This is a genomic window from Edaphosphingomonas fennica, assembly GCF_003034225.1.
Taxonomy (GTDB): domain Bacteria; phylum Pseudomonadota; class Alphaproteobacteria; order Sphingomonadales; family Sphingomonadaceae; genus Sphingomonas_E; species Sphingomonas_E fennica.
In genome coordinates this window covers 143,363-169,003 of the sequence record NZ_PHHF01000076.1, presented here as the reverse complement: position 1 = coordinate 169,003, position 25,641 = coordinate 143,363, and the positions used below count along the sequence as shown (strand labels likewise).

At 68.2% G+C, this 25,641-nt stretch carries 21 protein-coding genes; 11 read left to right on the top strand and 10 right to left on the bottom strand.

Annotated features, from left to right (window positions below; all coding sequences use genetic code 11):
- Positions 1 to 67 precede the first annotated feature (67 nt).
- Complete coding sequence (locus CV103_RS18800) at positions 68 to 730, bottom strand: extensin family protein (RefSeq protein ID WP_070935669.1); 663 nt, start codon at positions 728 to 730, stop codon at positions 68 to 70.
- Between the two features lie 164 nt (positions 731 to 894).
- Between CV103_RS18800 and CV103_RS18795 the strand changes: the two genes are divergently transcribed.
- A complete protein-coding gene (locus tag CV103_RS18795; RefSeq protein WP_107395794.1) occupies positions 895 to 1,209 on the top strand; it encodes a hypothetical protein in 315 nt (104 codons plus the stop codon).
- Between the two features lie 109 nt (positions 1,210 to 1,318).
- A complete protein-coding gene (locus CV103_RS18790; RefSeq protein ID WP_245896945.1) occupies positions 1,319 to 2,260 on the top strand; it encodes a DUF2167 domain-containing protein in 942 nt (313 codons plus the stop codon).
- Positions 2,261 to 2,365: 105 nt separating this feature from the next.
- On the opposite strand, the gene CV103_RS22965 is transcribed toward CV103_RS18790, so the two are convergent.
- Positions 2,366 to 3,028 (bottom strand): PEPxxWA-CTERM sorting domain-containing protein, encoded by a 663-nt coding sequence (locus CV103_RS22965; protein ID WP_070933633.1) that lies wholly within the window; start codon positions 3,026 to 3,028, stop codon positions 2,366 to 2,368.
- A gap of 216 nt (positions 3,029 to 3,244) precedes the next feature.
- Between CV103_RS22965 and CV103_RS18780 the strand changes: the two genes are divergently transcribed.
- From CV103_RS18780 to CV103_RS18760, 5 genes are all read left to right on the top strand, one after another.
- Positions 3,245 to 4,399, top strand: coding sequence for a phosphoserine transaminase (locus CV103_RS18780; RefSeq protein ID WP_107395793.1), 1,155 nt, complete (start codon positions 3,245 to 3,247; stop codon positions 4,397 to 4,399).
- A 114-nt stretch (positions 4,400 to 4,513) separates the two neighbouring features.
- Positions 4,514 to 6,091 (top strand): phosphoglycerate dehydrogenase, encoded by a 1,578-nt coding sequence (serA, locus tag CV103_RS18775; RefSeq protein ID WP_015460220.1) that lies wholly within the window; start codon positions 4,514 to 4,516, stop codon positions 6,089 to 6,091.
- Positions 6,092 to 6,139: 48 nt separating this feature from the next.
- Complete coding sequence (locus CV103_RS18770) at positions 6,140 to 6,538, top strand: endonuclease domain-containing protein (RefSeq protein ID WP_084653475.1); 399 nt, start codon at positions 6,140 to 6,142, stop codon at positions 6,536 to 6,538.
- Positions 6,535 to 7,662, top strand: coding sequence for an ATP phosphoribosyltransferase regulatory subunit (locus CV103_RS18765; protein ID WP_107395792.1), 1,128 nt, complete (start codon positions 6,535 to 6,537; stop codon positions 7,660 to 7,662). Before CV103_RS18770 ends, CV103_RS18765 begins: the two co-directional genes overlap by 4 nt.
- A gap of 92 nt (positions 7,663 to 7,754) precedes the next feature.
- Positions 7,755 to 9,044, top strand: coding sequence for an adenylosuccinate synthase (locus CV103_RS18760; protein ID WP_015460217.1), 1,290 nt, complete (start codon positions 7,755 to 7,757; stop codon positions 9,042 to 9,044).
- A 275-nt stretch (positions 9,045 to 9,319) separates the two neighbouring features.
- Here the strand turns inward: CV103_RS18760 and CV103_RS18755 are convergent, their stop codons facing one another.
- The 7 genes from CV103_RS18755 to CV103_RS23115 form a co-directional block, all read right to left on the bottom strand.
- Positions 9,320 to 9,631 (bottom strand): hypothetical protein, encoded by a 312-nt coding sequence (locus tag CV103_RS18755; RefSeq protein WP_015460216.1) that lies wholly within the window; start codon positions 9,629 to 9,631, stop codon positions 9,320 to 9,322.
- An 18-nt stretch (positions 9,632 to 9,649) separates the two neighbouring features.
- Entirely contained in the window at positions 9,650 to 11,065 is a 1,416-nt protein-coding gene (locus tag CV103_RS18750) for an MBOAT family O-acyltransferase (RefSeq protein WP_107395791.1), read from the bottom strand.
- A complete protein-coding gene (locus CV103_RS18745) occupies positions 11,066 to 12,487 on the bottom strand; it encodes a GDSL-type esterase/lipase family protein (protein ID WP_211314423.1) in 1,422 nt (473 codons plus the stop codon).
- The gene (locus tag CV103_RS18740; RefSeq protein WP_107395900.1) at positions 12,484 to 13,464 is read right to left on the bottom strand and encodes an SGNH/GDSL hydrolase family protein; all 981 of its coding nucleotides are present in this window, start codon (positions 13,462 to 13,464) and stop codon (positions 12,484 to 12,486) included. The genes CV103_RS18745 and CV103_RS18740 overlap by 4 nt, the downstream gene beginning before the upstream one ends.
- A gap of 320 nt (positions 13,465 to 13,784) precedes the next feature.
- On the bottom strand, positions 13,785 to 14,165 hold the full coding sequence (locus CV103_RS18735; RefSeq protein WP_015460212.1) for a response regulator transcription factor: 381 nt from the start codon (positions 14,163 to 14,165) through the stop codon (positions 13,785 to 13,787).
- Positions 14,166 to 14,332: 167 nt separating this feature from the next.
- The gene (locus CV103_RS18730; protein WP_015460211.1) at positions 14,333 to 14,971 is read right to left on the bottom strand and encodes a response regulator transcription factor; all 639 of its coding nucleotides are present in this window, start codon (positions 14,969 to 14,971) and stop codon (positions 14,333 to 14,335) included.
- Between the two features lie 84 nt (positions 14,972 to 15,055).
- A complete protein-coding gene (locus CV103_RS23115; protein ID WP_269078675.1) occupies positions 15,056 to 15,184 on the bottom strand; it encodes a hypothetical protein in 129 nt (42 codons plus the stop codon).
- A gap of 74 nt (positions 15,185 to 15,258) precedes the next feature.
- Here CV103_RS23115 and CV103_RS18725 point away from each other — a divergent pair, with 74 nt between their 5' ends.
- The 4 genes from CV103_RS18725 to CV103_RS18710 all read left to right on the top strand — a co-directional run bounded on the left by CV103_RS18725 (position 15,259) and on the right by CV103_RS18710 (position 21,691).
- Complete coding sequence (locus tag CV103_RS18725; RefSeq protein ID WP_015460210.1) at positions 15,259 to 15,642, top strand: hypothetical protein; 384 nt, start codon at positions 15,259 to 15,261, stop codon at positions 15,640 to 15,642.
- Positions 15,639 to 16,946 carry an efflux RND transporter periplasmic adaptor subunit gene (locus tag CV103_RS18720; protein WP_107395789.1) on the top strand — a complete coding sequence of 436 codons (1,308 nt, stop codon included), beginning with the start codon at positions 15,639 to 15,641 and terminating at the stop codon, positions 16,944 to 16,946. Before CV103_RS18725 ends, CV103_RS18720 begins: the two co-directional genes overlap by 4 nt.
- Positions 16,947 to 17,096: 150 nt before the next feature.
- The gene (locus tag CV103_RS18715) at positions 17,097 to 20,267 is read left to right on the top strand and encodes an efflux RND transporter permease subunit (protein WP_107395788.1); all 3,171 of its coding nucleotides are present in this window, start codon (positions 17,097 to 17,099) and stop codon (positions 20,265 to 20,267) included.
- An 11-nt stretch (positions 20,268 to 20,278) separates the two neighbouring features.
- The gene (locus tag CV103_RS18710) at positions 20,279 to 21,691 is read left to right on the top strand and encodes an efflux transporter outer membrane subunit (RefSeq protein ID WP_015460207.1); all 1,413 of its coding nucleotides are present in this window, start codon (positions 20,279 to 20,281) and stop codon (positions 21,689 to 21,691) included.
- Positions 21,692 to 21,748: 57 nt separating this feature from the next.
- On the opposite strand, the gene putA is transcribed toward CV103_RS18710, so the two are convergent.
- A complete protein-coding gene (gene putA / locus CV103_RS18705) occupies positions 21,749 to 25,624 on the bottom strand; it encodes a trifunctional transcriptional regulator/proline dehydrogenase/L-glutamate gamma-semialdehyde dehydrogenase (RefSeq protein ID WP_107395787.1) in 3,876 nt (1,291 codons plus the stop codon).
- Positions 25,625 to 25,641: the final 17 nt, after the last annotated feature.

The window sequence follows — 25,641 nt, the reverse complement described above, 5'->3', positions numbered from 1 at the left end:
CAAATTAGCCTTGTTCTGTTATCGATTTGGTGCGTTCCGGCACCTTATCGAAATGGGGCCTTTCGGCTCACTTACAATATGGCCCGTCGGCGCCCATGTCGAAGTGGAAATGGTTGTAGTGGGCGGCATCGCCGTCCGGGCCGATGACGATCGCGAAGCGCCGGCAGGCCGCCTTGTGGACCGCGCGCAGGAAGTTGCGGACGTTGGCGTCCGGCCCGCGCCACCCCTTCTCCACCGTGATCCGCCGGCCATCGGCAAGCTGGAAGGCGGCGATATCGACGGCGTTGGCGCGGCCATGCTCCGAAAGCTTGGCGCCCGCCACGCCGTTGCGCGGGCGGCAATTATAGGTGCCGAAACTCTCGATCTTCACCACCCGGCTGTCCAGCCAGGCCATGGCGGCATTCTGCACCGCCTCGTTCGTCCAGGCGGACAGCCGTTCCGCCGTGCGGCATTTCATCGCGCCGAGATTGGTGACGGGGATGCCGATGGCGACGAGCTGCACCGCGCCCGTGGCCGAGCAGCCATTGCCGAACCAGCGATCCGGCAGCACGTTGAACTGGGCGCCATATTTGCCGAGATCGGCTAGGCACTGCTTCAGCTCGCGCGGATCATCCGCCTTGGCCACGGGCGGCGGGCGATGCGCGGGCGGACGGCGGGGCTTTTCCCGCGACGGGCCGACGCAGGCGGCAAGCGCCAGCATCGCCAACAGCCATGCCCCCCGAATACGCATCATGGGAATCTGTGCGTTTTCAAGCCGGTCCGGTCAATCCCGCGTGAGTCGAAGCGAGGCAAAGCGGCGTTGCGCCGTTTGCCTGCCGCCGCTTGCCCTGGCGGATCCGGCCATATTTGCGCCCAGAACCGCAAATAACGTCATGCCGAATATCGGGAGGCGGCATGTTATCGATCGCGATCGCCCTGCAAGCCGCCAATATAGCCCCGCCGATAGACTTCGATCTCGGCAAGATGAAGCCGCCGGAAACCGATTGCCGGGCCGATGCCGCCGGATCGGGCCGCGACATCATCGTCTGCGCCAGCCGCAACAAGCAGGAATATAGCCGCGTCACCGCGGAAGAAGCGCCGCCCGAAGGCATGCCGAAGGCGGAGTTCGGCCTGTTCGGCAAGGTTCGCGGCAAGGTGAATACCGAACAGGTCGGCGTCGGCGGATTTCCGAGCAACCGCGCCAAGGTGACGATTACGGTTCCGTTCTGATCCGCTCCCTGCCCGTCTAAGCATCCGGCATCGGATCATTTTCCATCTGGTCAAGAACGGGGCGTCGTGCGAGCCAGCCCCTCGGGGAATATTCGGGGGGAATTTGACGATGAGAATCAAGATGCTGGCGGCCGCCATCCTGCTGGCCGGCGTTCCGGCGCAGATATTGGCCAGCCCCGCGGCGAACACCACCGCCACGGCGGAGCTTACGGCCGAGCAGAAGGCCTATGTCGCGCGAATGAAGGCATTGCTGGACAGCCTGCATCCCAGGACCGGGGACGTGCCGATCGGAAACGCCAACGCCACGCTCCACCTGGGCGAGGATTATTATTTCCTGCCGGCCGAGGAGGCGAAGAAGGTGCTCGTCGAAGGCTGGGGCAATCCGCCGGATGCGGTGGGCGGGGTGCTGGGCCTCGTCTTTCCCAAGGGCAAGACCTTCCTCGACGATAGCTGGGGGGCGGTCGTCACCTACGAAGCCACCGGCTATGTGAGCGACAGGGACGCGAAGACGGAGGATTACGACGCCCTCCTCCGCGACATCCAGGAAAGCGAGAAAGCGGATAATGAGGAGCGGACCAAGGCCGGCTATGCCGCGCGCCACCTCGTCGGCTGGGCGCAGCAGCCATCCTATGATCCGGCCGATCATTCGCTGATCTGGGCCCGCGACATCCGCTTTTCGGGAAGCGACGTCGATGCGCTCAACTATGACGTGCGGCTGCTCGGCCGCCATGGCGTGCTGAGCCTCAACATGGTGGCGAGCATGCCGCAGCTTGCCGAGGTGCGCACGGCGGCGGCGGCCTTCGGGAAAGCGGCGAGCTTCGATGTCGGATCGCGCTATGCCGATTATGATTCGAGCAAGGACAAGACCGCCGAGTTCGGCCTCGCCGGGCTGGTCGCGGCCGGCGCCGGCGTCGCGGCCGCGAAGAAAGTGGGGCTGCTGGGCGCCATCCTGCTTTTCGGCAAGAAATTCCTGGCCATCTTCATCGCCGCGATCGCCGGCGGCCTTGCCTGGGTGCGCCGCAAATTCTCGCGCAGCGGGGAGGAAGGCTGACGGGCAGGTCGCGCTGCGTCAGCCCTTCCGGCTGCGGGGTTGATCCGCGAAGCGAGTGGCGGGCAGCCGAGGCACGCCCGCCACCGATCCCCGCTCCATCCCCGTTCAGGCGAAGGCGGCTTGCCCGCGTCGGCGGCGCATCGCAGCGCCGACCAAGCCGAAGCCCGTGATCAGCATCGCCCAGGTCGAAGGCTCCGGCACCAACGGTTCGTTCAGCGGCAAGGCCGTCGGCGTGACGCGAACCTGGCGAACGTCGTTTATATTGTCCGCCGTCGTGATCACCACCTTGCTGATCAACGAGCCGTCGGTCCCCTGAGCGGAAAACCAATCCGCGCCGTTGCTCAGCGTGAAACCGGAGAGCGTCGTCGCAACACCGAACTGATCGTAGAAATCGATCGTTGCCGTGGTGTGATAGTTGCCGTTCGGGTCCGTAAGCCTGAATTCCACCTCGCTCATCGCAAGCGCGGGATTGGTGAGGTAGAAGGTGAGCGTGGTCAGGTTGCTGTCGGTGCCGGTGATGCGCGCCTGCCCGCTAGATGGCGTATAGAGCAGCTCGTTCGATTCGAACGTCACCAGCGTGCCGTGATTGGTTTCCGCCTGCAGCGGATTGGCGGGATTCGGATAGCCGTCGTTGAACTGGACGTTGTCCGACGGCGAAACGGCGCCCGGCGAGGTGTAGATCACGATCGCGGCCGAGGCCGGAACGGCAGCCAGAGCGGCCCCCATCACCGCCGCCGAAAGTGCGGCGACACCCCAAAGCTTCCGCATGTTCACCTCTCCCAATGCTACGATTGACGAAGCACCAAGCAAGGCCCGGGCCAAAGCCTTATCGTTATGATTTCGTAACGAATGCAGTTGCGAGCCCTTCGCACGTGCAAAATTTTCCGACACGAAGGGCGATTGACTCCCCTCGCCCAATCTCTAGAAGCGCCGGCGGGCCACGCCGTCCCAACGCGGCGCGCGCTCTCTGTGAGGAGAGACTACATGACTGACGTTGCTCGCCCCGGCACCAAGCCGGCGCGCCCCCATTTTTCGTCCGGTCCCTGCGCCAAGCCTCCGGGCTGGGCCGCCGACCATCTCGCCACCGGATCGCTGGGCCGCTCGCACCGCTCCAAGCTGGGCAAGAGCCGCCTCGTCCACGCGATCGAGCTGACGCGCGAGATACTGGGCGTTCCCGCCACCCACCGCATCGCCATCGTTCCCGGATCGGACACCGGCGCCGTCGAGATGGCGCTCTGGTCGCTGCTGGGCGCGCGCAAGGCCACGATGGTCGCCTGGGAAAGCTTCGGCGAAGGCTGGGTCACCGATGTCGTCAAGCAGCTGAAGATCGACGCGGACGTGGTGAAGGCGCCCTATGGCGAGCTGCCGGACCTCCACGCGCTCGACCAGTCGACCGATATCGTCTTCACCTGGAACGGCACCACATCCGGCGTGCGCGTGCCGAACGGCGACTGGATCAGGGACGACCGCGAGGGTCTGACCATCGCGGACGCCACCTCCGCCTGCTTCGCCATGGACCTGCCGTGGGACAAGCTGGATGTCGTCACCTTCTCCTGGCAGAAGGTGCTGGGCGGCGAAGGCGCGCACGGCATCCTGATCCTCGGCCCCCGCGCCGTGGAACGGCTGGAAAGCTACACGCCGGCCTGGCCGCTGCCCAAGATCTTCCGCATGACGAAAAGCGGCAAGCTGATCGAGGGCATCTTCAAGGGCGAGACGATCAACACGCCCTCGATGCTCGCGGTCGAGGATTATATCTGGTCGCTGGAATGGGCGAAGTCGATCGGCGGGCTGACCGCGCTGATCAAGCGCGCCGACGCCAATGCCGCGGCGCTCGACGCCTGGGTGCAAAAGACGCCGTGGATCGACCATCTGGCCGTGGACGCGGCCTCGCGCTCCAACACCTCCGTCTGCCTGAAGTTCGCGGACGATGCGGTGACGGGCCTGGACGACGAGGGCAAGCTGGCGCTCGTCAAGAAGATCGCCTCGCTGCTCGAGAATGAGGACGCGGCCTACGACATCGCCGGCTATCGCGACGCCCCGCCAGGCCTGCGCGTGTGGTGCGGCGCGACCGTCGAGACCGCCGATATCGAGGCCCTCGGCCCCTGGCTCGACTGGGCCTGGTCGCAGGCGCGCGGCTGACCCCTCCCTTATTCAAGACGTCATCCCGGCGAAAGCCGGGGTCTCGTGAGGGCATTCCCCGCCGACCGAGATCCTGACCTTCGTCAGGATGACGAAAATCCAAGGATTTTCACCATGCCCAAGGTTCTGATTTCCGACAAGATGGACCCGCTTGCCGCCCAGATCTTCCGCAATCGCGGGGTCGAGGTGGACGAGATCACCGGCAAGACCAAGGAAGAGCTGATCGCCATCATCGGCGAGTATGACGGCCTGGCCATCCGTTCCGCCACCAAGGTGACGAAGGAGGTGCTGGAAGCCGCCACCAACCTGAAGGTGGTCGGCCGCGCCGGCATCGGCGTCGACAATGTCGATATTCCCGCCGCCTCCGCCAAGGGCGTGGTGGTGATGAACACGCCGTTCGGCAACTCGATCACCACCGCCGAACATGCCATCGCGCTGATGTTCGCGCTCGCCCGCGATCTGCCGGAGGCCGATCGGTCCACACAGGCCGGCAAGTGGGAGAAGAACCGCTTCATGGGCGTCGAGGTGACGGGCAAGACGCTCGGCCTGATCGGCGCCGGCAATATCGGATCGATCGTCGCGGACCGCGCGCTGGGCCTGAAGATGAAGGTCGTCGCCTACGATCCCTTCCTCACGCCCGAGCGCGCCGTGGACATGGGCGTGGAGAAGGTGACGCTGGACGAGCTTCTCTCCCGCGCGGACTTCATCACCCTCCACACGCCGCTCACCGACAGCACCCGCAACATCCTTTCGGCCGAGAATATCGCCAAGACCAAGAAAGGCGTGCGCATCATCAACTGCGCGCGCGGCGGCCTGGTGGACGAGGAGGCGCTGAAGGCGGCGCTGGACAGCGGCCATGTCGCGGGCGCGGCACTGGACGTGTTCGTGACCGAACCGGCCAAGGAAAGCCCGCTGTTCGGCACGCCGGGCTTCATCTCCACCCCGCACCTCGGCGCCTCGACCAACGAGGCGCAGGTGAACGTGGCGATCCAGGTGGCCGAGCAGATGGCCGATTTCCTGATCTCCGGCGGCGTCACCAACGCGCTCAACATGCCGAGCCTGTCGGCCGAGGAAGCGCCGAAGCTGAAGCCCTACATGGCGCTGGCCGAGCGGCTGGGCGCGCTGGTCGGCCAGCTTGAGGGCGATGCGATCAAGTCCGTCGCCATCGAGGTCGAGGGCGCTGCCGCCGAACTGAATCAGAAGCCGATCACCGGCGCCGTGCTGAAGGGCCTGATGGGTGTCTATTCCGACACGGTGAACATGGTGAACGCCCCCTTCCTGGCGCGCGAGCGCGGGCTGGACGTGCGCGAGGTGCGCCACGACCGCGAGGGCGATTACCACACGCTGATCCGCGTTTCGGTGACGACCGCCAATGGCGAGAAATCGGTGGCGGGCACCCTGTTCGCCAATTCCGAGCCGCGCCTGGTCGAAATCTTCGGCGTGAAGGTGGAGGCCGACCTCGCCGGCACGATGCTCTATGTCGTGAACGAGGACGCCCCCGGCTTCATCGGCCGGCTGGGTTCCAAGCTGGGCGAGGCGGGCGTCAACATCGGCACCTTCCACCTCGGCCGCCGTTCGGCCGGCGGCGAGGCGGTGCTGCTCCTCTCGCTCGACACGCCCGCCGGCGAGCCGGTGATGTGGGACATCTGCCGCCTGCCCGGCGTCAAGACAGTGAAATCGCTGCGGTTTTGATAGAGAAGCCCTCCCCCCTCGGGGGGGAGGGTTTGGGTGGGGGGGACCGTGCGGACGGACGAAACGCTGAAGGCGCGTGCCCGCGAGATGCGGGCGAACCCCACCCCCGCCGAGCGTAAATTGTGGCTGCTTCTCAAGGGCAAGCGCTTCGAAGGCGTAAAATTCACCCGCCAGGCGATCATTGGCCGCTACATCGCAGACTTTGCCGCTCCTTCGGCAAATCTCGCTATCGAAATTGATGGGGATACACATGGCGGCCAAGTCGAGTATGACGCCGCGCGAACGAGCTTCATCGAACGGCAGGGATATCGGGTGATCCGCTTCACCAATTCGGAAGTCCTTGGGGACATCGACGGCGTGCTGGCCGCCATCGCCGATGCGCTTGCCGCACCGTCGCCCCCCCCACCCCATCCCTCCCCCCGAGGGGGGAGGGGGAATTGGGCATGACCAACACACCCGGCCTTTTGCCCGTTGGGCTTCGCGATCGGCTGCCGCCGCAGGCGGAGGCGGCGTCGCGGTTGCTGCATCGGGTGATCGTGGCGATCGGGCGCAACGGATATGAGCGCGTGGCGCCGCCGCTGGCCGAGTTCGAGGACGAGCTGGTCGGCCGGCTGAAATCGGCGCGCGCGCAGGATCTGCTGCGCGTCGTCGATCCCATATCGCAGCGGACGCTGGCGCTGCGGCCCGACATCACCGCGCAGGCCGGCCGCATCGCCGCCACGCGCATGGCCCACCGGCCCCGGCCGCTGCGGCTGGCCTATGGCGGGCCGATCCTGAAGCTGAAGACCACCCAGCTCCGCCCCGAGCGGGAACTGATCCAGACCGGCGCCGAGCTGATCGGCAGCGATTCGGTGACGGCGGCGATCGAGGTGCTGGGCGTCGCGATCGAGGCGCTGGAAACGGCGGGCGTGACCGGCATCACCGTGGATCTGACCCTGCCCGACCTGATCGAGACCCTGGCCGCCGGGCCGATGCCGCTCACCCCCGCCCGGCTGGAACGGGTGCGCGAGCGGCTGGACGCGAAGGATGTGGGCGCGCTCGCGGCGCTCGACGGGCAGGATTATCTGCCGCTGGTCGCCGCCGCCGGGCCCATCGACCGCGCCGTCGCGCGGCTGCGGCTGCTGGACGGCGTGGCGCCGCTGGCCGAGCGGCTGGACGCGGTGGAGCGGATCGCCGCCGCCTTCGCCGGCCGCGTCGGGCTGACGCTGGACCCGACCGAGCGGCACGGCTTCGAATATCAGAGCTGGATCGGCTTTTCGCTGTTCGCCGATGGCCTTTCGGGCGAGATCGGGCGCGGCGGCAGCTACACCATCCTCCACGCCGACGGCCGCGAGGAGCCGGCGATGGGCTTTTCGCTCTATATCGATCCGCTGGTGGACGCCGGGCTGGGACAGGAGCCGAGCCGCCGCGTGTTCGTGCCGGCGGGAAGCGATCCGGCGGCAGCGGCCGCGCTGCGCGCCGAGGGCTGGACCACCATCGCGGCGCTGGGCGAGAGCGACGATCCCGCCGCCGCCAATTGCGCGTTCATCCTGCGGGGCACGACGCCCGAACCACTGCAACCGTCATCCTGACCTTGTTTCAGGGACCATTTCGGCGCTAGGCGCTGCCTGACGCGATGGATGCCGAAGCATGTTCGGCATGACGCTTTAGAAAGAAGAGTAGCATGGCCAACGTCACCGTCATCGGCGCCCAGTGGGGCGATGAAGGCAAGGGCAAGATCGTCGACTGGCTGGCGGAGCGCGCGGATTGCGTCGTCCGGTTCCAGGGCGGGCACAATGCCGGGCATACGCTGGTGGTGGGCGAGAAGGTCTACAAGCTCTCCCTGCTGCCGTCCGGCATCGTGCGCGGCACGCTTTCGGTGATCGGCAACGGCGTGGTGCTGGACCCGTGGCACTTCCGCGACGAGGTGGCCAAGCTGGCCGGACAGGGCGTGGAGATGACGCCCGACAACCTCCAGATCGCCGAAACCTGCCCGCTGATCCTGCCCTTCCACCGCGACCTGGACGGCCTGCGCGAGGATGCGAGCGGCGCGGGCAAGATCGGCACCACCCGGCGCGGCATCGGCCCGGCCTATGAGGACAAGGTGGGCCGCCGCGCGATCCGGGTGTGCGACCTCGCCCATCTCGACGATCTCGACCTGCAGCTCGACCGCGTCTGCGCCCACCATGACGCGCTGCGCGCCGGCTTCGGCGAGCCGCCGATCGACCGCGCCGCGCTGATGGCCGAGCTGGCCGAGATCGCCGGCTTCATCCTGCCTTATGCCAAGCCCGTGTGGCGCACGCTGGACGAAGCCCGCAAGCGCGGCGACCGCATCCTCTTCGAAGGCGCGCAGGGCGTGCTGCTGGACGTCGACCACGGCACCTATCCGTTCGTCACCTCCTCCAACACCATCGCCGGCACGGCCGCCGGCGGTTCCGGCCTCGGGCCTTCGGCGGCGGGCTTCGTGCTCGGCATCGTCAAGGCCTATACGACGCGCGTCGGTTCCGGCCCCTTCCCCACCGAGCTGACCGACGAGACCGGCCAGCGGCTGGGCGAGCGCGGCCATGAATTCGGCACCGTCACCGGCCGCAAGCGCCGCTGCGGCTGGTTCGATGCGGTGCTGGTGCGCCAGTCGGCCGCCGTGTCGGGCATCACCGGCATCGCGCTGACCAAGCTGGACGTGCTGGACGGGTTCGAGGAGCTGAAGATCTGCACCGGCTACATGCTGGACGGCCGGCATTACGACTATCTGCCGCCGCATCCGCAGGATCAGGCCCGCGTCGAGCCGGTCTATGAAGTGTTCGAAGGCTGGAGCCAGTCCACCGCGGGCGCGCGGAGCTGGGCCGACCTGCCGGCGCAGGCGATCAAATATATCCGCCGGGTGGAGGAGCTGATCCAGTGCCCGGTGGCGCTGGTTTCCACCAGCCCCGAGCGCGACGACACCATCCTGGTGCGCGATCCGTTCCAGGATTGAGGGGCGGGCTGGCCCGTCAAATCAGAACTCGTCACCCTGACGAAAGCCAGGGCGCGTCGGCGCCGGGCTCGCTTCTGGCTGCCAATGCTGCGGCCAATGGATGCTGGCTTTCGTCAGCATGACAATAGCGGCCTGGTTGCGGGGTCAGCGGCTTCCGAGCATCTCGTCACCCTGACGAAAATCGGGGTCCATCGACGTCCGGCCTGCATCCGCAGGACCGGCGCTGCGGCCAATGGATGCAGGCTTTCGTCGGCATGGCGGCAGGTGGCGGCTGGCTATTCCGCCTTTTCCTGCCCCTTGAACCGCGCCGTCTGAAGCGCCTTCCAGCGGGCATGGAGCCAGGCGCGCGGCGCGGCGATGCCGATCGCCTCGGTGGTTTCCTCCCACGCTTCCGTCGCCGCCACGATCCGCGCGCTCAGCGGCGTGGGCGCCAGCTCGACCGCCCAGCCGTTGATCGCGGTGGCGTTGAACAGGCCGAGGAACAGCGTGGCGACGGCGATGGCGATCGTCGCCCAGCGCAGCGGCCGGCCGTGGAAATCCGGGCCGCCGGGCAGATCGACCGGGGATGGATGATGGTCTTCGCTCATGCCCTCGCCTCCCCGGCCCTAGAATTGGTAATAGATGAAGGGCGCGACCCCTTCGAACCGCATCGCATCGATCAGCAGGATCACCACGCCGGTGGCAAGCCCCAGCCAGATGGCGGGAACGCCCCGGAGGCGGAGCGCGATCCCCTGTGCCAGCGTCGGCGGGGTGAAGTGGATCGCCATGCCGAACAGGATGAGGCCGATGGCCAGCGGCGTCGCGATCGTCGATCCCCAGTCGCCCCGGCCGATGCCGTCCAGGAAGGCGATCGCGCCGTCGAACGTATCGGCGCGGAAGAATATCCAGCCGAGCGTGACGATATGGAAGGTGGCGACGATCGCCAGCGCCGCCGGCAGATGCGGCCAGCCCGCCGGCCGCAGCTTGCGCCACAGCGTTTCCAGCACCTGGACGATGCCGTGGAGGCCGCCCCAGATCAGGAAGGTCCATTTCGCGCCGTGCCACAGGCCGCCCAGCAGCATCGTTATCATGATGTTGCGGCAGGCCCTGGCCAGCCCGCCCCGGCTGCCGCCGAGCGAGATATAGAGATAGTCGCGCAGCCAGCTCGACAGGCTGATGTGCCAGCGGCGCCAGAAATCCTGGAGCGATCTCGCGCGATAAGGCTGGTTGAAATTATAGGGGAAGCGATAGCCGAGCAGGGCGGCGAGCCCGATCGCCATGTCGCTATAGGCCGAGAAATCGCAGTAGATCTGCACCGCATAGCCATAGGCCGCGATGACGAGATCGAGGCTGGAATGGGCCGACGGATCGAAGAAGACCGGATCGACCAGCCCCACCGAAAGCTCGGACGCGATCACCGCCTTCTTGAACAGGCCCCAGACGATCAGCAGCAGCCCCATCGCCACCATGCCGCGTTCCAGCTTCGGCGTGCGGCGGAACTGGGGGATCAGATCGGACGCGCGCACGATCGGCCCGGCGACGAGGTGCGGGAAGAAGGACATGAGCAGGGTCATGTCCAGCAGGCTGGCCGGCGGCACCTTCCGCCGCGCGACATCGATCAGGTAGGACATGCCCTGGAAGGTGAAGAAGCTGACCCCCACCGGCAGGATGATCTCCAGCAGGGGCATATCCCGCTCGAACCCGAAATGGGCGAGCAGCAGGCCGAGCTGTTCCAGGAAGAAATCATAATATTTGAAGAAGCCGAGGATGCCGAGATTGGCGGCGACCCCGAAGGCGAGCAGCGCCTTGCGCCGGCCGGGTTCATATTCCTCGTCCGTCCGCGCGATCAGCGCCGCCGTGCCCCAGTTGAGGAAGGCGGAGAAGATCAGCAGCGCGACGAAGCGCCAGTCCCAGGCGCCATAGAAGATCCAGCTTGCCAGCAGCAGCAGGATCTTGCGCCATTCGTTCGCGCGGCCGACGCCCCAGATCACCGCATAGGTCGCGAGGAAGAACAGCCCGAAGGTGAGCGTGGGGAACAGCATCTAGCGCGACGCGCTCAGCAGCGTGCGGGCCTGTTCCAGATCGGCGTTCAGCCGCTGGGCGATGTCGCGCCCGCCGGCCGAGTTGAAATGCACATAATCGCCGCGCATGCGGGGCGGATCCCCCTTCACCCATTTGACCGCAGAGCATGCGCCCCCCATCCGCGCTTCCCAATCCCAGAAGGCGATGCCGAGCTGGCCGGCGACGCGGCGCTGGACATCGCGCACGGCGCGCAGGCCCGCGGGCGGGAACAACGGATTGGCGCGGACCGACCAGCTTATCTGAGCCGGCGCGGGCGGCGGGGGAGCGGGCGGAGCCGCCACCGGATCGGCGCCGTCCTGGCCGGCATCGGCGCTGTCGCCCGCGCTGATATCGGCGAGCAGGTTATCGAGCCGGCCGGTGCCGATCCGGGTCTGCCCCGGCGGGATGGAGGCGTTGATCGGCCCCGAAGGTTCCGCGCAGGGGCGCGGCGCGGGGCCGGGCGCGTTGATCAGCATCTCCGGCCGGCGGCTGCTGGCATCGGGCGCGCCGATCAGCAGGATCGGCACGCCGGGCGCGAGCCTGCGCATCCGGCCGATCTGGCTGCGGAGCGTGATCTCATATTCGTTCGGCCGGAAGACCGGCGAGAAGCCCTCGTTGGTGCCGAATTCGATGACGATCAGGTCGGGGCGGTAGGCGCGAAGCTCCTCCGCGACGACGGCATCGTCCGTCCGCGCGAAATGCTGGAGCTGGGAACCGACCACGCCGACATTGGAGAGCGCGATGCCGCCATTGTCGCGGAAGGTGGCCCAGGAGGTGATCGTGACCGGGCGGTCCTCCGCCGTCACGGTGACGGTGAAGGACGGCTGGTCGACGGAGACCATGCGGCATTCCGCGCGTTCCGTGGCCGACGCAAGCTGCATCCGTTCCGTCCGCGCGCCGATGCGGATGGTGAGCGCGCCCGCCCCCGGCGCCGCGACCGCGCAGAGCACGAAGCGATCGAACATCTGCCCCGCATCGGCGGTGAGCGACATCTCCGCCCCCGGCTGCTGCGAGGTGAGGCTGAAGCCGGAAACGCCCATCAGCGGGCGCGGCGGCGCGGAGGCCGAGCCGAAGGTGGAGGATATCCGCCACCCCGAGGACATCTGCGCGGTGATGCCCTGGGTGAGATAGCCCTGATAGGGCCGCCCCGCCGCCAGCACGCCGCGCCCGCCGCCGCCGTAGCGCGCCTGCAGCACCTCCCGCCAGGCGCCGGTGATCGTATCGCCCGCGGTGTGGCTGTCGCCGATCTGGAGGATGTGGACCGGGCGCTTGCCGGCCTGGTTGCGGGGCTGGCGTTCCAGCTTGTCGAAGAAGGGTTCGAGCCCGCGAATGTTGCACAGGCCCTCGGCGCAGTTCGGCCCGGCGGCGGCAGCGGCGGCAAGCGCCAGGATCGGAACCATCATGAAACGCCGGCCTGCCCGGCGGCGGGGACGGCCCCCTCAGCGACGGACCTGCGCGCCGTATCCACATAGTTGCGGATGCGTTCCGCCAGCCCGCGCGTGATGCGGACATAGCCCGTCATCGACATGTGGATGCCGTCATTGGCGCGGATCAGCGTGCGCTTCTTCTCCGGCCCGTCCGGCAGATAGGGGGCGTAGGCGCCGTTTTCGTCCACCGAAAGGGGCGCGGTATCGATGAAGGGCACGTTCAGCGCGCGCATCCGATCCGCATAGAAGGCGTTCATCGCGCTGATATCCGCGTCGAAGCTGTCCTTGCGCATCTTGGGCAGGCCGACCCAGTAGACCATCGCGCCGCGCGCGCGCAGCAGGTTGACGAGGCCGTCGATCCGCTCGCCGATCACCCGCTTCCATTCGGGCGAAAGCAGGCGCGCCGCCTTGCCGCCGGCCCACACGCCCTGCGTATCGTTGGCGCCGAAGGAGATGACGGCGATGTCGACCGGGCCGTCCGCCGCGAGCTGCTGGGCGGTATGCTCCTCGATATTGAGGCTGGCATAGCGGGTGAAGCCCGTGGACTGCTGGCTATATTTGACGACCTGGTAATTGGCCTTGGCGGGAAGCTGGCGATAGAGCGCCGACCAGAGGCCGTCGCCGAAGCTGTCGCCGAACACGCCCACGCGCACCTTGCCGCCGCCGGCCAGCGTATCCAGCAATTGCTGCTGGAAGGGCATGGAGCAGTCGATCGCGGCCGAGGAGGAATGATCGGGCAGCGTGACGGCGGCCGTGGCCGGCCCCCTGCCCCCCGTCGCCGGCAAAGCGGGCTCCGCCCCCGGCCCCTTCGCGGGCGGGACGATGGCGGGCACGCCTTCGTCGATCGCGGCGGTATCCGGCCAGGGGTGCCCGCCATAAGCGAAGGACAGGCCGATCGCGACGCCGGCCGCCACCCCCAGGAAAAGCACGGCGGTGCGATCAGCCAGCACCATCCAAGGCTTCATCGCATTACCCCGCCCGATTCCAAGCCGTTCGCTACACGGATGCACATGCGCATCCGAAATGTCCTTAACGCGGGCCGGACTCGGCTGTCGAGCGGGCAAATCATCGCGGCTGGGCGGAATGCTCCGGCGATGCGGCAGAATTTCTCTTGCAATTAAGAACGAGTCGCAATAATGCTCATCTCACCGGGGCGATCCCCTAGTCGCTCCGCGGGCTACGGCCCCCTCTCCGCCGTGACGCGAAATAACTTGGCCGGGGCGCCTCCCCGCACCCCGGCCAATTTTTTCGAATGACGGATGGACTGGACGGATCAGGGAGCGGCGACGGCCGCTTCGAGCGTGTCGATCAGGTCGCGACAGTCGAAGGGCTTGCGCAGCGTGCGGATGGCGCCGCAGCATGCCGCGCGATCGAGAATATTCTCGTCGGTGCTGGCGGTCATCAGCAGGACGGGCAGCGAGCAGCCCCGCCCCGCCAGCGCATGCTTGAGGTCGATGCCGCTCAGGCCCGGCATGTTGACGTCGGTGATGAGGCAGGCGGCGCGATCGGCATCGCCGGACGCCAGAAAATCCTCGGCATTGCCGTAATCATGGACCTCATAGCCCAGCGAGCGGACGAGGCTGCGCGTCGCGGCACGAAGCGAATCGTCGTCATCGACGATCACGATCATGGGCAGGGACTTCGCACTCGTCACATCGGGCCTCGCATCGGGCGTTCCACAGGGGACGGGCGATCATGCGCCCGCATGAATTGCCGCCCCGTGAATGCCGATATGGGCAAGCCCCGTCCCCCTGTGAATCATACGGAAGTGTGAATCACACTCATTTCCGCGATTCAAGCCCGCAGCAAGGCTGAAAACCGTCAGGCCGGCCGCTCGACGGTGCCGTCCGGCCGGAGCTGGAGCGCCTCGGCCATGCGGACGAGATCGGCCAGCGACCGCGCGCCCATCTTGCGCATGGCGTGGCCGCGATGGATCTTCACCGTGATCTCGCTGAGGTTGAGATCGCCGGCGACCTGCTTGTTCATCTTGCCCGCCGTGACCAGCGCCATCACCTGCCGTTCGCGCGGCGAAAGCGTGCCGAACAGCCCGTGAAGATCGGCGGCGTCGCCTTCCGCCGCGCGGCGCGCCGTATCCCGCTCGATCGCGGTGGCGACCGCATCCAGCATATCCTGATCGCGGAACGGCTTGGTCAGGAAATCGACCGCCCCGGCCTTCATCCCCCTGACGGACATGGGAATATCGCCGAAACCCGTCATCAGGATCACCGGCAGGCGCACGCCCGATTCCTGGAGCTGCGCCTGGAAATCCAGCCCGCTCATCCCCGGCAGGCGGATATCGAGCACGAGGCAGCCGGGCGCGTCGGGCCGATCGGCTTCCATGAAGGCGCGCGCCGATCCGTAGAGCCGCGTCGCCAGCCCGACCGATCGGAACAGGCTGTCGAGCGAGGCGCGCAGCGACTCATCATCCTCGACGATGTGAACGATCGCTGTCTCGCTCATCCGATTGCCCCCACTTTTTCAGAAATTCGTTCCCGTTTTAGTCCAATCCGGCGGCGGATCGCAACCCGTTGTGCACCGGCGAAATCAGCCATGGGAATCAGCCCGGCGGCCTTCAACATAAACCTTCGTATGATGCGCATAAACCAACGCGCCGAAGGACATACCTTCGTCTGAAATGACCTGGCTGCCGCGCTGCAATATGTTGCCTGCCATGGGAAAGCGCCGGTCCCCGCAGGATCGGCAGCGGTGACGAGAGGGTCCACCTCCGCATCGCAGGGAGACAGACAATGGCATTCATGGATTTCGCCGTGGCCGCCGCCACGGGCACGCAGCCTGTTGCCGCCAGCAAGGCGTTCCACCTGTTCGATCGGGCCGAATGGTCGGTGATCGGGCTTGCCGCGCATGACGACACGACAAGCCTGGCGCCGGACGGCTGGTGGGCCAGGCTGCGCCACCGCCTGTTCGGCATCGAGGCCCCCCGCCCGCTTGCCAACGAACGGCTGGAAGCCCTTCGCCGTTTCGCGGTGACCGCCCGGTTGCGGCGCCGCAAGATCGATCATCACGAAATCGCCCGCTTCGTCGCGGCCGGCTTCAGCGCGTTCCAGGCGGACATGCTGCTGGCCATCATCGACGATGCGCGGCCGAGCAGCGCCATGGGGAGCCTCGCATGACCTTCGACAGCCGCAACGAGAATTTCACGGACCGCGCGGAGGTGGTGCCGGTGCCTGCCGACGCGGCGCCGGCGGCCGTGCCGCCCTTCACGCCGCGCCGCTCCCGCGTGCGGCTGGCGGCGCTGGTCGGCCTGCCGGTGGCCGCCCTGCTGGGCGTGGGCCACATGATGATGGGCGGCACCCCCGCCTCCGCCGACGCGCCTTCCGCCCCCACGGTGACGGTGGCGACGCCGGTGGAACGCAGCGTGACCGAGTGGGACGATTATATCGGCCGCTTCGCCGCCAGCCAGGCGGTGGAGATCCGGCCCCGCGTTTCGGGCCAGATCACCGGCATCCACTTCAAGGACGGCGACTTCGTCCGCAAGGGCCAGCTTCTCTTCACCATCGATCCCCGCCCCTTCACCGCCGCGATGGCGGAAGCGCAGGCGCGCGCCGCATCCGCCCGCACGGCCGCCGCGCTGGCCCGCAGCGAGCTGGCCCGCGCCGAACGGCTGATCGCCGACGAAGCCGTTTCCGCCGAGGAGATCGATTCGCTGCGCGCCGCCGTCCGTTCCGCGAACGCCGCCGTCGCGGCGGCCGAGGCGACCGTGCGCACCCGCGCGCTGGACGTGGAGTTCACCCAGGTGCGCGCGCCGATTTCCGGCCGCGTATCCGATCGCCGCGCCGACATCGGCAACCTCGTGGCCGGCGACAATGCCGGATCGGCCACGCTGCTGACGACGGTCTATGCGCTCGATCCGATCTATTTCACCTTCGATGGATCGGAGGCGCTCTACCTGAAGGCGCAGCGCCTGGCGCAGGCGGGCGAGAAGGAAACGACCGTGCAGGTGCGCCTGCAGGACGAGACCGATTATCGCTGGAACGGCCGCATCGACTTCACCGACAACGGCATCGATCCCAATTCGGGGACGATCCGGGGCCGCGCGGTGATCCCCAACCCGGATCATTTCCTGACGCCGGGCATGTTCGGCAACATGCGGCTTTCCGGCGGCCAGGCGCGGCCGGCGCTGCTGGTGCCCGACAGCGCGGTGGTGAGCGACCAGGCCCGCAAGGTGGTGCTGGTGGTGCAGCAGGACGGCACGGTCGTCGCCCGCCCGGTGGAGCTGGGCGCTGTGGTGGACGGCCTCCGCATCATCCGCAGCGGCATCGCCGCCAGGGACCGCGTGGTCATCAGCGGCATGCAGCTCGCCCAGCCCGGCACCACGGTGCAGACGCGGGCCGGCAAGGTCGAGGCCGTGAAGGCGGCGTCGAACGGCAGGCCCATCACCCCCCCGGCATCGCAGGCGACCTTCACCGTCCGCTGAGGGAAACGAACCGAACCGCGCCCGCGCCGGAGGGATATCGCGCCGGGGCCTGACGCCTTCCTGAAGGCCAGGCCCCGGCGATCCCCCGGAACGGGCGGATGACAGGACAAGGGGCGCTTCCCCGAAGCGGCCCAACAGGGAAGACTTGCCATGCGCATATCCCGCATATTCATCGACCGCCCGATCTTCGCGGGCGTGATCGCGGTGATCATCACGATCATCGGCGCGATCGCCTATTTCGCGCTGCCCATATCCCAATATCCCGACGTCGTGCCGCCGACCGTGACGGTGAGCGCCACCTATCCCGGCGCCAATGCCGAGACGGTGGCCGATACCGTCGCCGCCCCGCTGGAGCAGGAGATCAACGGCGTCGACGACATGCTCTACATGTCGAGCCAGTCCACCGGCGACGGCCGCCTGACGATCACCGTCACCTTCCGGCTGGGCACCGACCTCGATCAGGCGCAGGTGCTGGTGCAGAACCGCGTCGCGCTGGCCGAGCCGCGCCTGCCGGAGGAGGTGCGCCGCCAGGGCGTCGTCACCCGCAAGACGTCGCCCGACTTCCTGATGGTGGTGAACCTGATCTCGCCGGACGGGTCGCTCGACCAGGCCTATATGTCCAACTATGCGCTGACCCAGATCCGCGACCGGCTGAGCCGCATCGACGGCGTGGGCGACGTGCGCATCTTCGGCGCGCGCGACTACGGCATGCGCATCTGGATCGATCCCGGCAAGGCGGCCGCCCGCAACATGACGGCGGGCGAGATCGTGGCGGCGCTGCGCGCCCAGAACGTGCAGGTCGCCGCCGGCGCGGTGGGCCAGCCGCCCTATAATATGGGCGCCGCCTTCCAGGTGGGCGTGGAGACGCTGGGCCGCCTCAACCGGCCCGAGCAGTTCGCCGGCATCGTCATCAAGACCGACGCCGAGGGCCGCCAGACGCGCCTTTCGGACGTCGCCCGCGTGGAGCTGGGCGCCGAGGACTATAGCGTCAACGCCTATCTGAGCGGCAAGCCCGCCATCCACATCGGCATCTTCCAGCGGCCGGGCTCCAACGCGCTCGCCGCCGCCGAGGAGGTGCGCGCCGAGATGCGGACCCTGGCCAAGTCCTTCCCCAAGGGGCTGGAATATAAGTCCGTCTACAACCCGACCGAGTTCATCGAGAAATCGATCGAGGCGGTGAACCACACGCTGATCGAGGCGGTGATCCTCGTCGTCCTCGTCATCCTCGTCTTCCTGCAGAGCTGGCGCGCGGCCATCGTGCCCGTGCTGGCCATCCCGGTATCGCTGATCGGCACCTTCGCGGTGCTGGCGGGGCTGGGCTATTCGCTCAACAACCTCTCGCTGTTCGGCATGGTGCTGGCGATCGGCATCGTCGTCGACGACGCGATCGTCGTGGTCGAGAATGTCGAGCGCAACATCGCGCGCGGGCTGAGCCCGCTCGAGGCGTCGCGCCTGTCGATGGACGAGGTTTCGACCGCGCTCGTCGCCATCGTGCTGGTGCTGCTGGCCGTGTTCGTGCCGACCCTGTTCATCACCGGCATTTCGGGCCAGTTCTACCGCCAGTTCGCGGTGACGATCTCCACCGCGACGGTGATCTCGCTGATCCTGTCGCTCACTCTCTCGCCGGCGCTGGCCGCCCGCCTGCTCAAGTCCGGCCATCACCGGCCGACCCACGGCTGGCGGGGCATCGCGGCGCGCGCGGGCGATGCGTTCAACCGCGGGTTCGATCGGATGTCCGCCGCTTATGGCGCGCTGGTCCGCCGGCTGGTGACGGCGCCCAGGAAGATGCTGACCATCTATGCCGGGCTGATCGCGCTCACCGGCGCGCTATTCTGGGCGACGCCCGCCGGCTTCGTGCCGTGGCAGGACCAGGGCTATTATCTCGCCGCCGTGCGCCTGCCTTCCGGCGCCTCGCTGGAGCGCACCGACACGCTGATGCGGCAATTGTCGCAGCGGCTGCTGAAGGTGCCCGGCACCGAGGGCGCGGTGATGTTCGCCGGGTTCGACGCGCCTTCGCAGACGCAGGCGCCCAATTCGGCCGCGTCCTTCATCGTGCTGAAGCCTTTCGACGAGCGCAAGAAGCTGGGCCTGACCGCGCAGGGCATCGCCGATGAGCTGCGCAAGGCGGCCGCCGAGTTCGACGGCGCCACCATCTTCATCGTGCCGCCGCCGCTGATCCGCGGCATCGGCACGGCGGGCGGCTTCTCCATGATGGTGCAGGACCGCAGCGGCCAGGGCTTTACCGAGCTCTACAAGGCCACCGGCGGGGTGATCGGCGAGGGCAACAAGACCCAGGGCCTCGCCATGGTGCACACCAAGATCGATCCGTCATCGCCCCGCATCTATGCCGATATCGATCGCGCCAAGGCCGATATGCTGGGCGTGGCCCCGGCCCGCGTGTTCGAGGCGCTGCAGGTCTATCTCGGCTCCTCCTTCGTCAATGATTTCAACCTTCTGGGCCGCACCTACCGGGTGACGGCGCAGGCGGAGGGAACATCGCGGACGAGCGTGGCGGACATCGCCAACCTCAAGACCCGGTCCAATTCGGGCGCGATGGTGCCGATCGGCGCGGTCGCCAATTTCGAGGACCGGACCGGGCCGTATCGCGTCACCCGCTACAACCTCTATCCCGCGATCGAGGTGGAGGGCGAGAATGCGCCGGGCTATTCATCCGGCCAGGCGCTGGACGGGATGGAGGCCGCCGTCGCCAAGGCGCTGCCCGCCGGTTATGGCTGGGAATGGACCGGCATGGCCTATCAGCAGCGCGCCGCCGGCAATACCGCCGCCGTCGTGTTCGCCCTGGCCGTGGTGTTCGTGTTCCTGGTGCTGGCCGCCCAGTTCGAAAGCCTGGTGCTGCCGCTGGCGATCATCCTGATCGTGCCGATGACGCTGCTGGCGGCATTGGCGGGCGTGAACCTGCGCGGGCTGGACAACAACATCCTGACGCAGATCGGCCTGGTCGTGCTGATCGCGCTGGCCGCCAAGAACGCCATCCTGATCGTGGAATTCGCCAAGCAGGCGGAGGAAGCGGGCCGGAGCGTGGTGGACGCGGCGGTGCAGGCGGCCGAAACCCGGCTGCGGCCGATCCTGATGACCAGCTTCGCCTTCATCCTGGGCGTGCTGCCGCTGGTGATCGCTTCCGGGCCGGGCGCCGAGCTGCGGCAGGCGCTGGGCACGGCGGTGTTCTTCGGGATGCTGGGCGTCACCGGCTTCGGCCTGATCTTCACCCCCGTCTTCTACGTGGCGGCCCGCGCGCTGGGCGATCGGCTTCGCCGTCGCCCGGCGGACGATCCCGCCGCCACCCTGCAACCCGCCGAATGAGGAGGACGACCATGAACCGTCTCCGCAACCTTGCCTTCTCCAGCCTCGCCGCCCTGGCGCTCGCCGGATGCGCCGTCGGCCCCGATTATGTGGCGCCGCTGCCGGCGGCGCCCACCCAGGGCGCCTTCCTGAGCCAGCCCGCCGCCGTGACGGCGGATGCGGCGACGGACGGCCGCTGGTGGCGGCTCTATGACGATCCCGTGCTCGACCGGCTGGTCGAGGATGCGCTCGCCAACAACAAGGACGTCGCCGTCGCCGTCGCCAACATCGCCAAGGCCCGCGCCTCGCTGCGCGGCGTGAAGGGCGATCGGCTGCCGCAGACCAATGCCGGCTTCGGCGCCAATTACGGCCGGCTTCCGGCGATCCAGCGGCCGGCGGGCGTCGACCGCGAGGACTGGCAGGTCGATACCGGGCTCGACATCTCCTACGAGGTCGACCTGTTCGGCCGGATCAGCCGCAACGTCGAGGCCGCCCGCGCGGACGTGGCCGAGGCGGAGGCCGAGCGGGACGCCGTGCGCGTCGCGGTCGCGGCCGAGACGGCGCGGGCCTATGCCGACCTCAACAGCGCGACCGAGCGGCTGGGCGTGGCCGAGCATATCGTCGAGTTGATCGACCAGACCGCCTCCCTCACCGCCAAGCGGCTGGAAGCCGGGCGCGGCACGCGGCTGGACGTATCCCGCGCGCTGGCGCTGCGGGACCAGCAGAAGGCGCTGATCCCGCCGCTGGCGGCCGAGCGCGACGCCGCCCGCTTCCGGCTGGCGACATTGACCGGCCGTGCGCCTTCCGAGCTGCCGGCGGAGGCGCAGGCGCGCGGCACGACGCTGCGGCTGGAAAAGCCGATCCCGGTGGGCGACGGGCGCGCCCTGCTCGCCCGCCGGCCGGACGTGCGGGCGGCCGAGCGGCGGCTGGCCGCGCAAACCGCGCGGATCGGCGTGGCGACGGCGGACCTCTATCCCCGGATCACGCTGGGCGGATCGGTAAGCTCCACCGGCAACAGCTTCGGCAATATCTTCGGCGCCGGGCCGCTCGGCTGGCTGGTGGGCGGATTGGTGAACTGGAACTTCCTGAACCAGGAAGCCACCCGCGCCCGCATCCAGGGGGCCGAGGCCGACGCGCAGGGTGCGCTCGCCACCTTCGACGGGACGGTGCTGCGCGCACTGGAGGAGACCGAGACGGCGCTGTCCGCCTACGGCCACGCGCTCGACCGGCGGACCGCGCTGCAATCCGCCCGCGACCAGGCGGAGATCGCCGCCCGCATCGCGCGTGCCCAGCAGCGCGAAGGCCGTGTCGACTTCCTCGTCGTGCTGGATGCGGAGCGGACCTTCGCCGAGACGCAGGCTGCGCTGGCCGAGGCCGATGCCCGGATCGTGACCACGCAGGTCGATCTGTTCCGCGCGCTGGGCGGCGGCTGGCAGGAAGGATGAGGCCCCTCCCCGCCGCCCGCTTTCCAGACGGAGCGGGCGGCGGAAGGGCGGCGAGGCTCAGCCGATCGCCATCAGCGTGGCGTTGCCGCCCGCCGCAGCGGTGTTGGTGCTGACGGACTTTTCCTCCAGCAGCAGATCGAGATTGTAGGTGGAGCGGCCCGAGGCGAGATCCGCGGGCGTGGCGCCCTGGACGGTGACGATCCGGCCGGGGCGTTCCGCGAGGATGGCGTTGACCTTGATCAGCGCATCGGCATCGCCTTCGAACAGCACGCCCCCCAGATCGGCGCGCGCCGCCCAGTCGCCCGTGCGATGGACCCGCCGGGCAAGATCGGACGGCAGGCATTCGAGGATGGCGAGCACCGGCTGGCCGCTTTCGACGACGACATCGTTCCCGGTCGCCAGCGCCGCGCCGAGCTGCACGAGCAGGCCCAGCGTGGAGGACGGAATGAGCGCGATCGTGCCGCGCGGCTCCAGACGGTAGAGATTGCGCTCGCCCACCGGCCCCGGCAGCTCCGCCAGCGCGCCCAGCGGCACGCCCCGGCTGTGCGCCTGGCAGACGGCCAGCGCCTCGCCATGGCCGGCATCGCGCAGCCAATCGGCATAGGCTTCATAGGGCGCGAGCATCGCCGGATCGGCCGATAGGCCCGGCCGCTCCACCGCCGGCCGGCTGGCGAGCAGGCGCGGCACATAGAGGGGGCCGCCCGCCTTGGGGCCGGTGCCCGAAAGCCCCTGCCCGCCGAACGGCTGCACGCCGACCACCGCGCCGATGATGTTGCGGTTCACATAGATGTTGCCGGCATGGCTGCGATCGGTGAGCCGGGCGATCGTCTCATCGATGCGGGAATGGACGCCGAAGGTGAGGCCGTAGCCGCTGGCATTGACCTGTTCGAGCACGGCATCGCGATCCTCCCGCGCGTAGCGGAGGACATGGAGGACGGGGCCGAACACCTCCTGCTCGACATCGGCGACGGCGTCGATCTCGATCATCGTCGGCGCTACGAAGGTGCCGTTGCGGGTCTCGGCCGGCAGCGGCAGCGATCGGACCTTGTGGCCCCTCGCCGCCATCGCATCGACATGCGCCTGGATGCGATCGCGCGCCTCGGCGGTGATGACCGGGCCGACATCGGTGGAAAGCCGATCGGGATTGTTGACCGAAAGCTCGTTCATCGCCCCCCACAGCATCTCCAGCGTGCGATCGGCGACATCTTCCTGCACGCAGAGAATACGCAGCGCCGAGCAGCGCTGGCCCGCGCTGTCGAAGGCGGAAGCGATGACATCGCCCACCACCTGTTCGGCCAGCGCGGAGCTGTCCACGATCATCGCGTTCATGCCGCCCGTTTCGGCGACCAGCGGCACCGCATGGCCTTCGGGCGTCACGCGCTTCGCCAGCGTCTTCTGGATGAGGCGGGCGACCTCGGTCGATCCGGTGAAGACGACGCCGCGCACCCGGGCGTCGCCCGTCAGCATCCCGCCGACATCACCGGCACCGGTGACGAGCTGGAGCGCATCGGCCGGCACGCCGGCGGCGTGCAGCAGCCGCACGGCTTCGGCCGCGATCAGCGGTGTTTCCTCCGCCGGCTTGGCGAGGACGGTGTTGCCCGCGGCCAGCGCCGCCGAAACCTGGCCGGTGAAGATCGCCAGCGGGAAGTTCCACGGGCTGATGCAGGCGACGGGGCCGAGCGGACGATGCGTATCCGCCGCGAAATCCTGCGCGGCATCGGCATAATAGCGCAGGAAATCCACGGCCTCGCGCACTTCGGCGATGGCATTGGGAAGGGACTTGCCGGCTTCGCGCACGATCAGGCCGAGCAGGATCGGCATCCGCGCTTCCATCAGGTCCGCCGCGTGGCGCAGGCAGGCCGCGCGCTCGGCCGCGGGCGTGGCGCCCCACACCACCTGTTCGCGCACGGCGCGGGCGAGCGCCGCGTCCACCATCACCGGCGTGCAATCCCACACGGTGCCGACGATGTCGCGGCCGTCGGCCGGGTTGTAGACGGGCCGTTCGATCCCGCCTTCATCCGCCGGCTCCGCCCGCCAGGCGGTGGCGGCGCTGGTGAGGAGCGCCGCCGAGAGCGAGGCCAGCCGCTGTTCGTTGACGAGATCGAGGCCGGCCGAATTGGGCCGCGACGGGCCGTAGAGATCGCGCGGCGAGCGGATGGCGGGATGCTGGGACCCGAGCGGCTCGATCTTGCGGGCGACCTCCACCGGATCGACCACGAGCGAGGCGATCGGCACGTCGGCATTGCCGATCTGGTTGACGAAGGAGCTGTTCGCGCCATTTTCCAGCAGGCGGCGGACGAGATAGGCGAGCAGCGTCTCATGCGTGCCGACCGGCGCGTAGATGCGGCACGGGCGGTTCAGCTTGTCCGCGCCGACGACCTCCTCATAAAGCGGCTCGCCCATGCCGTGCAGGCACTGGAACTCATATTGGCCGGCATAATAATTGCCGCCCGCCATCGCCATCACGCTGGCGAGCGTGCGGGCATTGTGCGTGGCGAATTGCGGGAACACCGCATCCGGCGCCGCCAGCAGCTTGCGCGCGCAGGCGAGGTAGGAAACATCGGTGTGCACCTTGCGGGTGAAGACGGGGAAATCCTCCAGCCCGTCCACCTGGGCGCGCTTGATCTCGCTATCCCAATAGGCGCCCTTCACCAGCCGGATCATCAGGCGGTGGCCGGTGCGGCGCGCCAGATCGATGACATGATCGATCACATAGGGGCAGCGCTTGGAATAGGCCTGGATGACGAAGCCGATGCCGTTCCAGCCCTTGAGCTCCGGCGCGGCGCAGAGCCCTTCCAGCAGGTCCAGCGACAGCTCGAGCCGGTCGGCTTCCTCGGCATCGATGTTGACGGCGATGTCATAGCCCCGCGCGAGGATGACGAGCGCTTTCAGCCGGGGATAAAGCTCCGCCATCACCCGATCGGCCTGGGCGCGGGAATAGCGGGCATGGAGCGCGGAGAGCTTCACCGAGATGCCCGGCCCCTCATAGATGCCGCGCCCGCCCGAAGCCTTGCCGATCGCGTGGATCGCGCGTTCGTAATCGGCATAATAGCGATCGGCATCGGCCGCCGTGGTCGCCGCCTCGCCCAGCATGTCGTAGGAATAACGGAAGCCGCGCGCCTCCATCTTGCGGGCGTTGGCCAGCGCCTCGCCGATATCCTGGCCGGTGACGAACTGTTCGCCCATCATCCGCATCGCCATGTCCACGCCCTTGCGGATCACCGGCTCGCCACCGCGCCCGATCAGCTTGGTGAGCGCCGATGACAGGCTCTTCTCGCTGGCGGTGGAGGTGAGCTTGCCGGTGACGACCAGCCCCCATGTCGCGGCATTGACGAACAGCGAGGGGCTGCGGCCGACATGGGACTGCCAGTCGCCGGTGGAAATCTTGTCGCGGATCAGCGCGTCGCGGGTGGCGCGATCGGGGATGCGGAGCAGCGCCTCCGCCAGGCACATCAGCGCCACGCCTTCCTGGCTGGACAGCGAATATTCCTGGATCAGCCCTTCCACTCCGCCGCCCTGGCCCTTGGCGCGGAGCGCGCTGACGAGCCGGGTCGCGGTTTCGGTGGCCTGGCGCTGCTGCTCGGGGCTCAACGTCGCCTCGGCCAGCAGATAGGGCAGGCATTCCCGTTCCGGCAGGCGATAGGCGGATGTGATCCGTGCCCGGAGCGCGCCCTGCGGTTGCACCGTCTGGGCGAACTGGATGAAGGGCGCGGGCGGGCCATCCTGATCGGCGGCGGCGACGGGCTCCACCTCCTCGGCAACGGCGGGGCCTTCCTGGACGATGCCGTGATCGCCCCGCTCGATCGCCTCGATCGCGCCGATCAGCGATTTCTTCGCCAGCCAATGGGGGGTGCGGGCGATTTCGGCCGCCGCCGCCTTGAGGCGCTGGCGAAGCTCCTCGCTAACCTTCACGCCGATCGTCGAATCAACCATAGGTGCAACCTTATTTC

Excerpts from the sequence above, each read along its gene's own strand:
- CV103_RS18720 (WP_107395789.1), top strand. The coding sequence starts at position 15,639 with ATGACCTTCGACAGCCGCAACGAGAATTTCACGGACCGCGCGGAGGTG.
- CV103_RS18715 (WP_107395788.1), top strand. The coding sequence starts at position 17,097 with ATGCGCATATCCCGCATATTCATCGACCGCCCGATCTTCGCGGGCGTG.
- CV103_RS18795 (WP_107395794.1), top strand. The coding sequence starts at position 895 with ATGTTATCGATCGCGATCGCCCTGCAAGCCGCCAATATAGCCCCGCCG.
- CV103_RS18745 (WP_211314423.1), bottom strand. The coding sequence starts at position 12,487 with ATGATGGTTCCGATCCTGGCGCTTGCCGCCGCTGCCGCCGCCGGGCCG.
- CV103_RS18710 (WP_015460207.1), top strand. The coding sequence starts at position 20,279 with ATGAACCGTCTCCGCAACCTTGCCTTCTCCAGCCTCGCCGCCCTGGCG.
- CV103_RS18765 (WP_107395792.1), top strand. The coding sequence starts at position 6,535 with ATGACCAACACACCCGGCCTTTTGCCCGTTGGGCTTCGCGATCGGCTG.
- CV103_RS18725 (WP_015460210.1), top strand. The coding sequence starts at position 15,259 with ATGGCATTCATGGATTTCGCCGTGGCCGCCGCCACGGGCACGCAGCCT.
- CV103_RS18790 (WP_245896945.1), top strand. The coding sequence starts at position 1,319 with ATGAGAATCAAGATGCTGGCGGCCGCCATCCTGCTGGCCGGCGTTCCG.
- CV103_RS18755 (WP_015460216.1), bottom strand. The coding sequence starts at position 9,631 with ATGAGCGAAGACCATCATCCATCCCCGGTCGATCTGCCCGGCGGCCCG.
- CV103_RS18730 (WP_015460211.1), bottom strand. The coding sequence starts at position 14,971 with ATGAGCGAGACAGCGATCGTTCACATCGTCGAGGATGATGAGTCGCTG.
- putA (WP_107395787.1), bottom strand. The coding sequence starts at position 25,624 with ATGGTTGATTCGACGATCGGCGTGAAGGTTAGCGAGGAGCTTCGCCAG.
- CV103_RS22965 (WP_070933633.1), bottom strand. The coding sequence starts at position 3,028 with ATGCGGAAGCTTTGGGGTGTCGCCGCACTTTCGGCGGCGGTGATGGGG.
- serA (WP_015460220.1), top strand. The coding sequence starts at position 4,514 with ATGCCCAAGGTTCTGATTTCCGACAAGATGGACCCGCTTGCCGCCCAG.
- CV103_RS23115 (WP_269078675.1), bottom strand. The coding sequence starts at position 15,184 with ATGGCAGGCAACATATTGCAGCGCGGCAGCCAGGTCATTTCAGACGAA.
- CV103_RS18750 (WP_107395791.1), bottom strand. The coding sequence starts at position 11,065 with ATGCTGTTCCCCACGCTCACCTTCGGGCTGTTCTTCCTCGCGACCTAT.
- CV103_RS18780 (WP_107395793.1), top strand. The coding sequence starts at position 3,245 with ATGACTGACGTTGCTCGCCCCGGCACCAAGCCGGCGCGCCCCCATTTT.
- CV103_RS18760 (WP_015460217.1), top strand. The coding sequence starts at position 7,755 with ATGGCCAACGTCACCGTCATCGGCGCCCAGTGGGGCGATGAAGGCAAG.
- CV103_RS18800 (WP_070935669.1), bottom strand. The coding sequence starts at position 730 with ATGCGTATTCGGGGGGCATGGCTGTTGGCGATGCTGGCGCTTGCCGCC.
- CV103_RS18740 (WP_107395900.1), bottom strand. The coding sequence starts at position 13,464 with ATGGTGCTGGCTGATCGCACCGCCGTGCTTTTCCTGGGGGTGGCGGCC.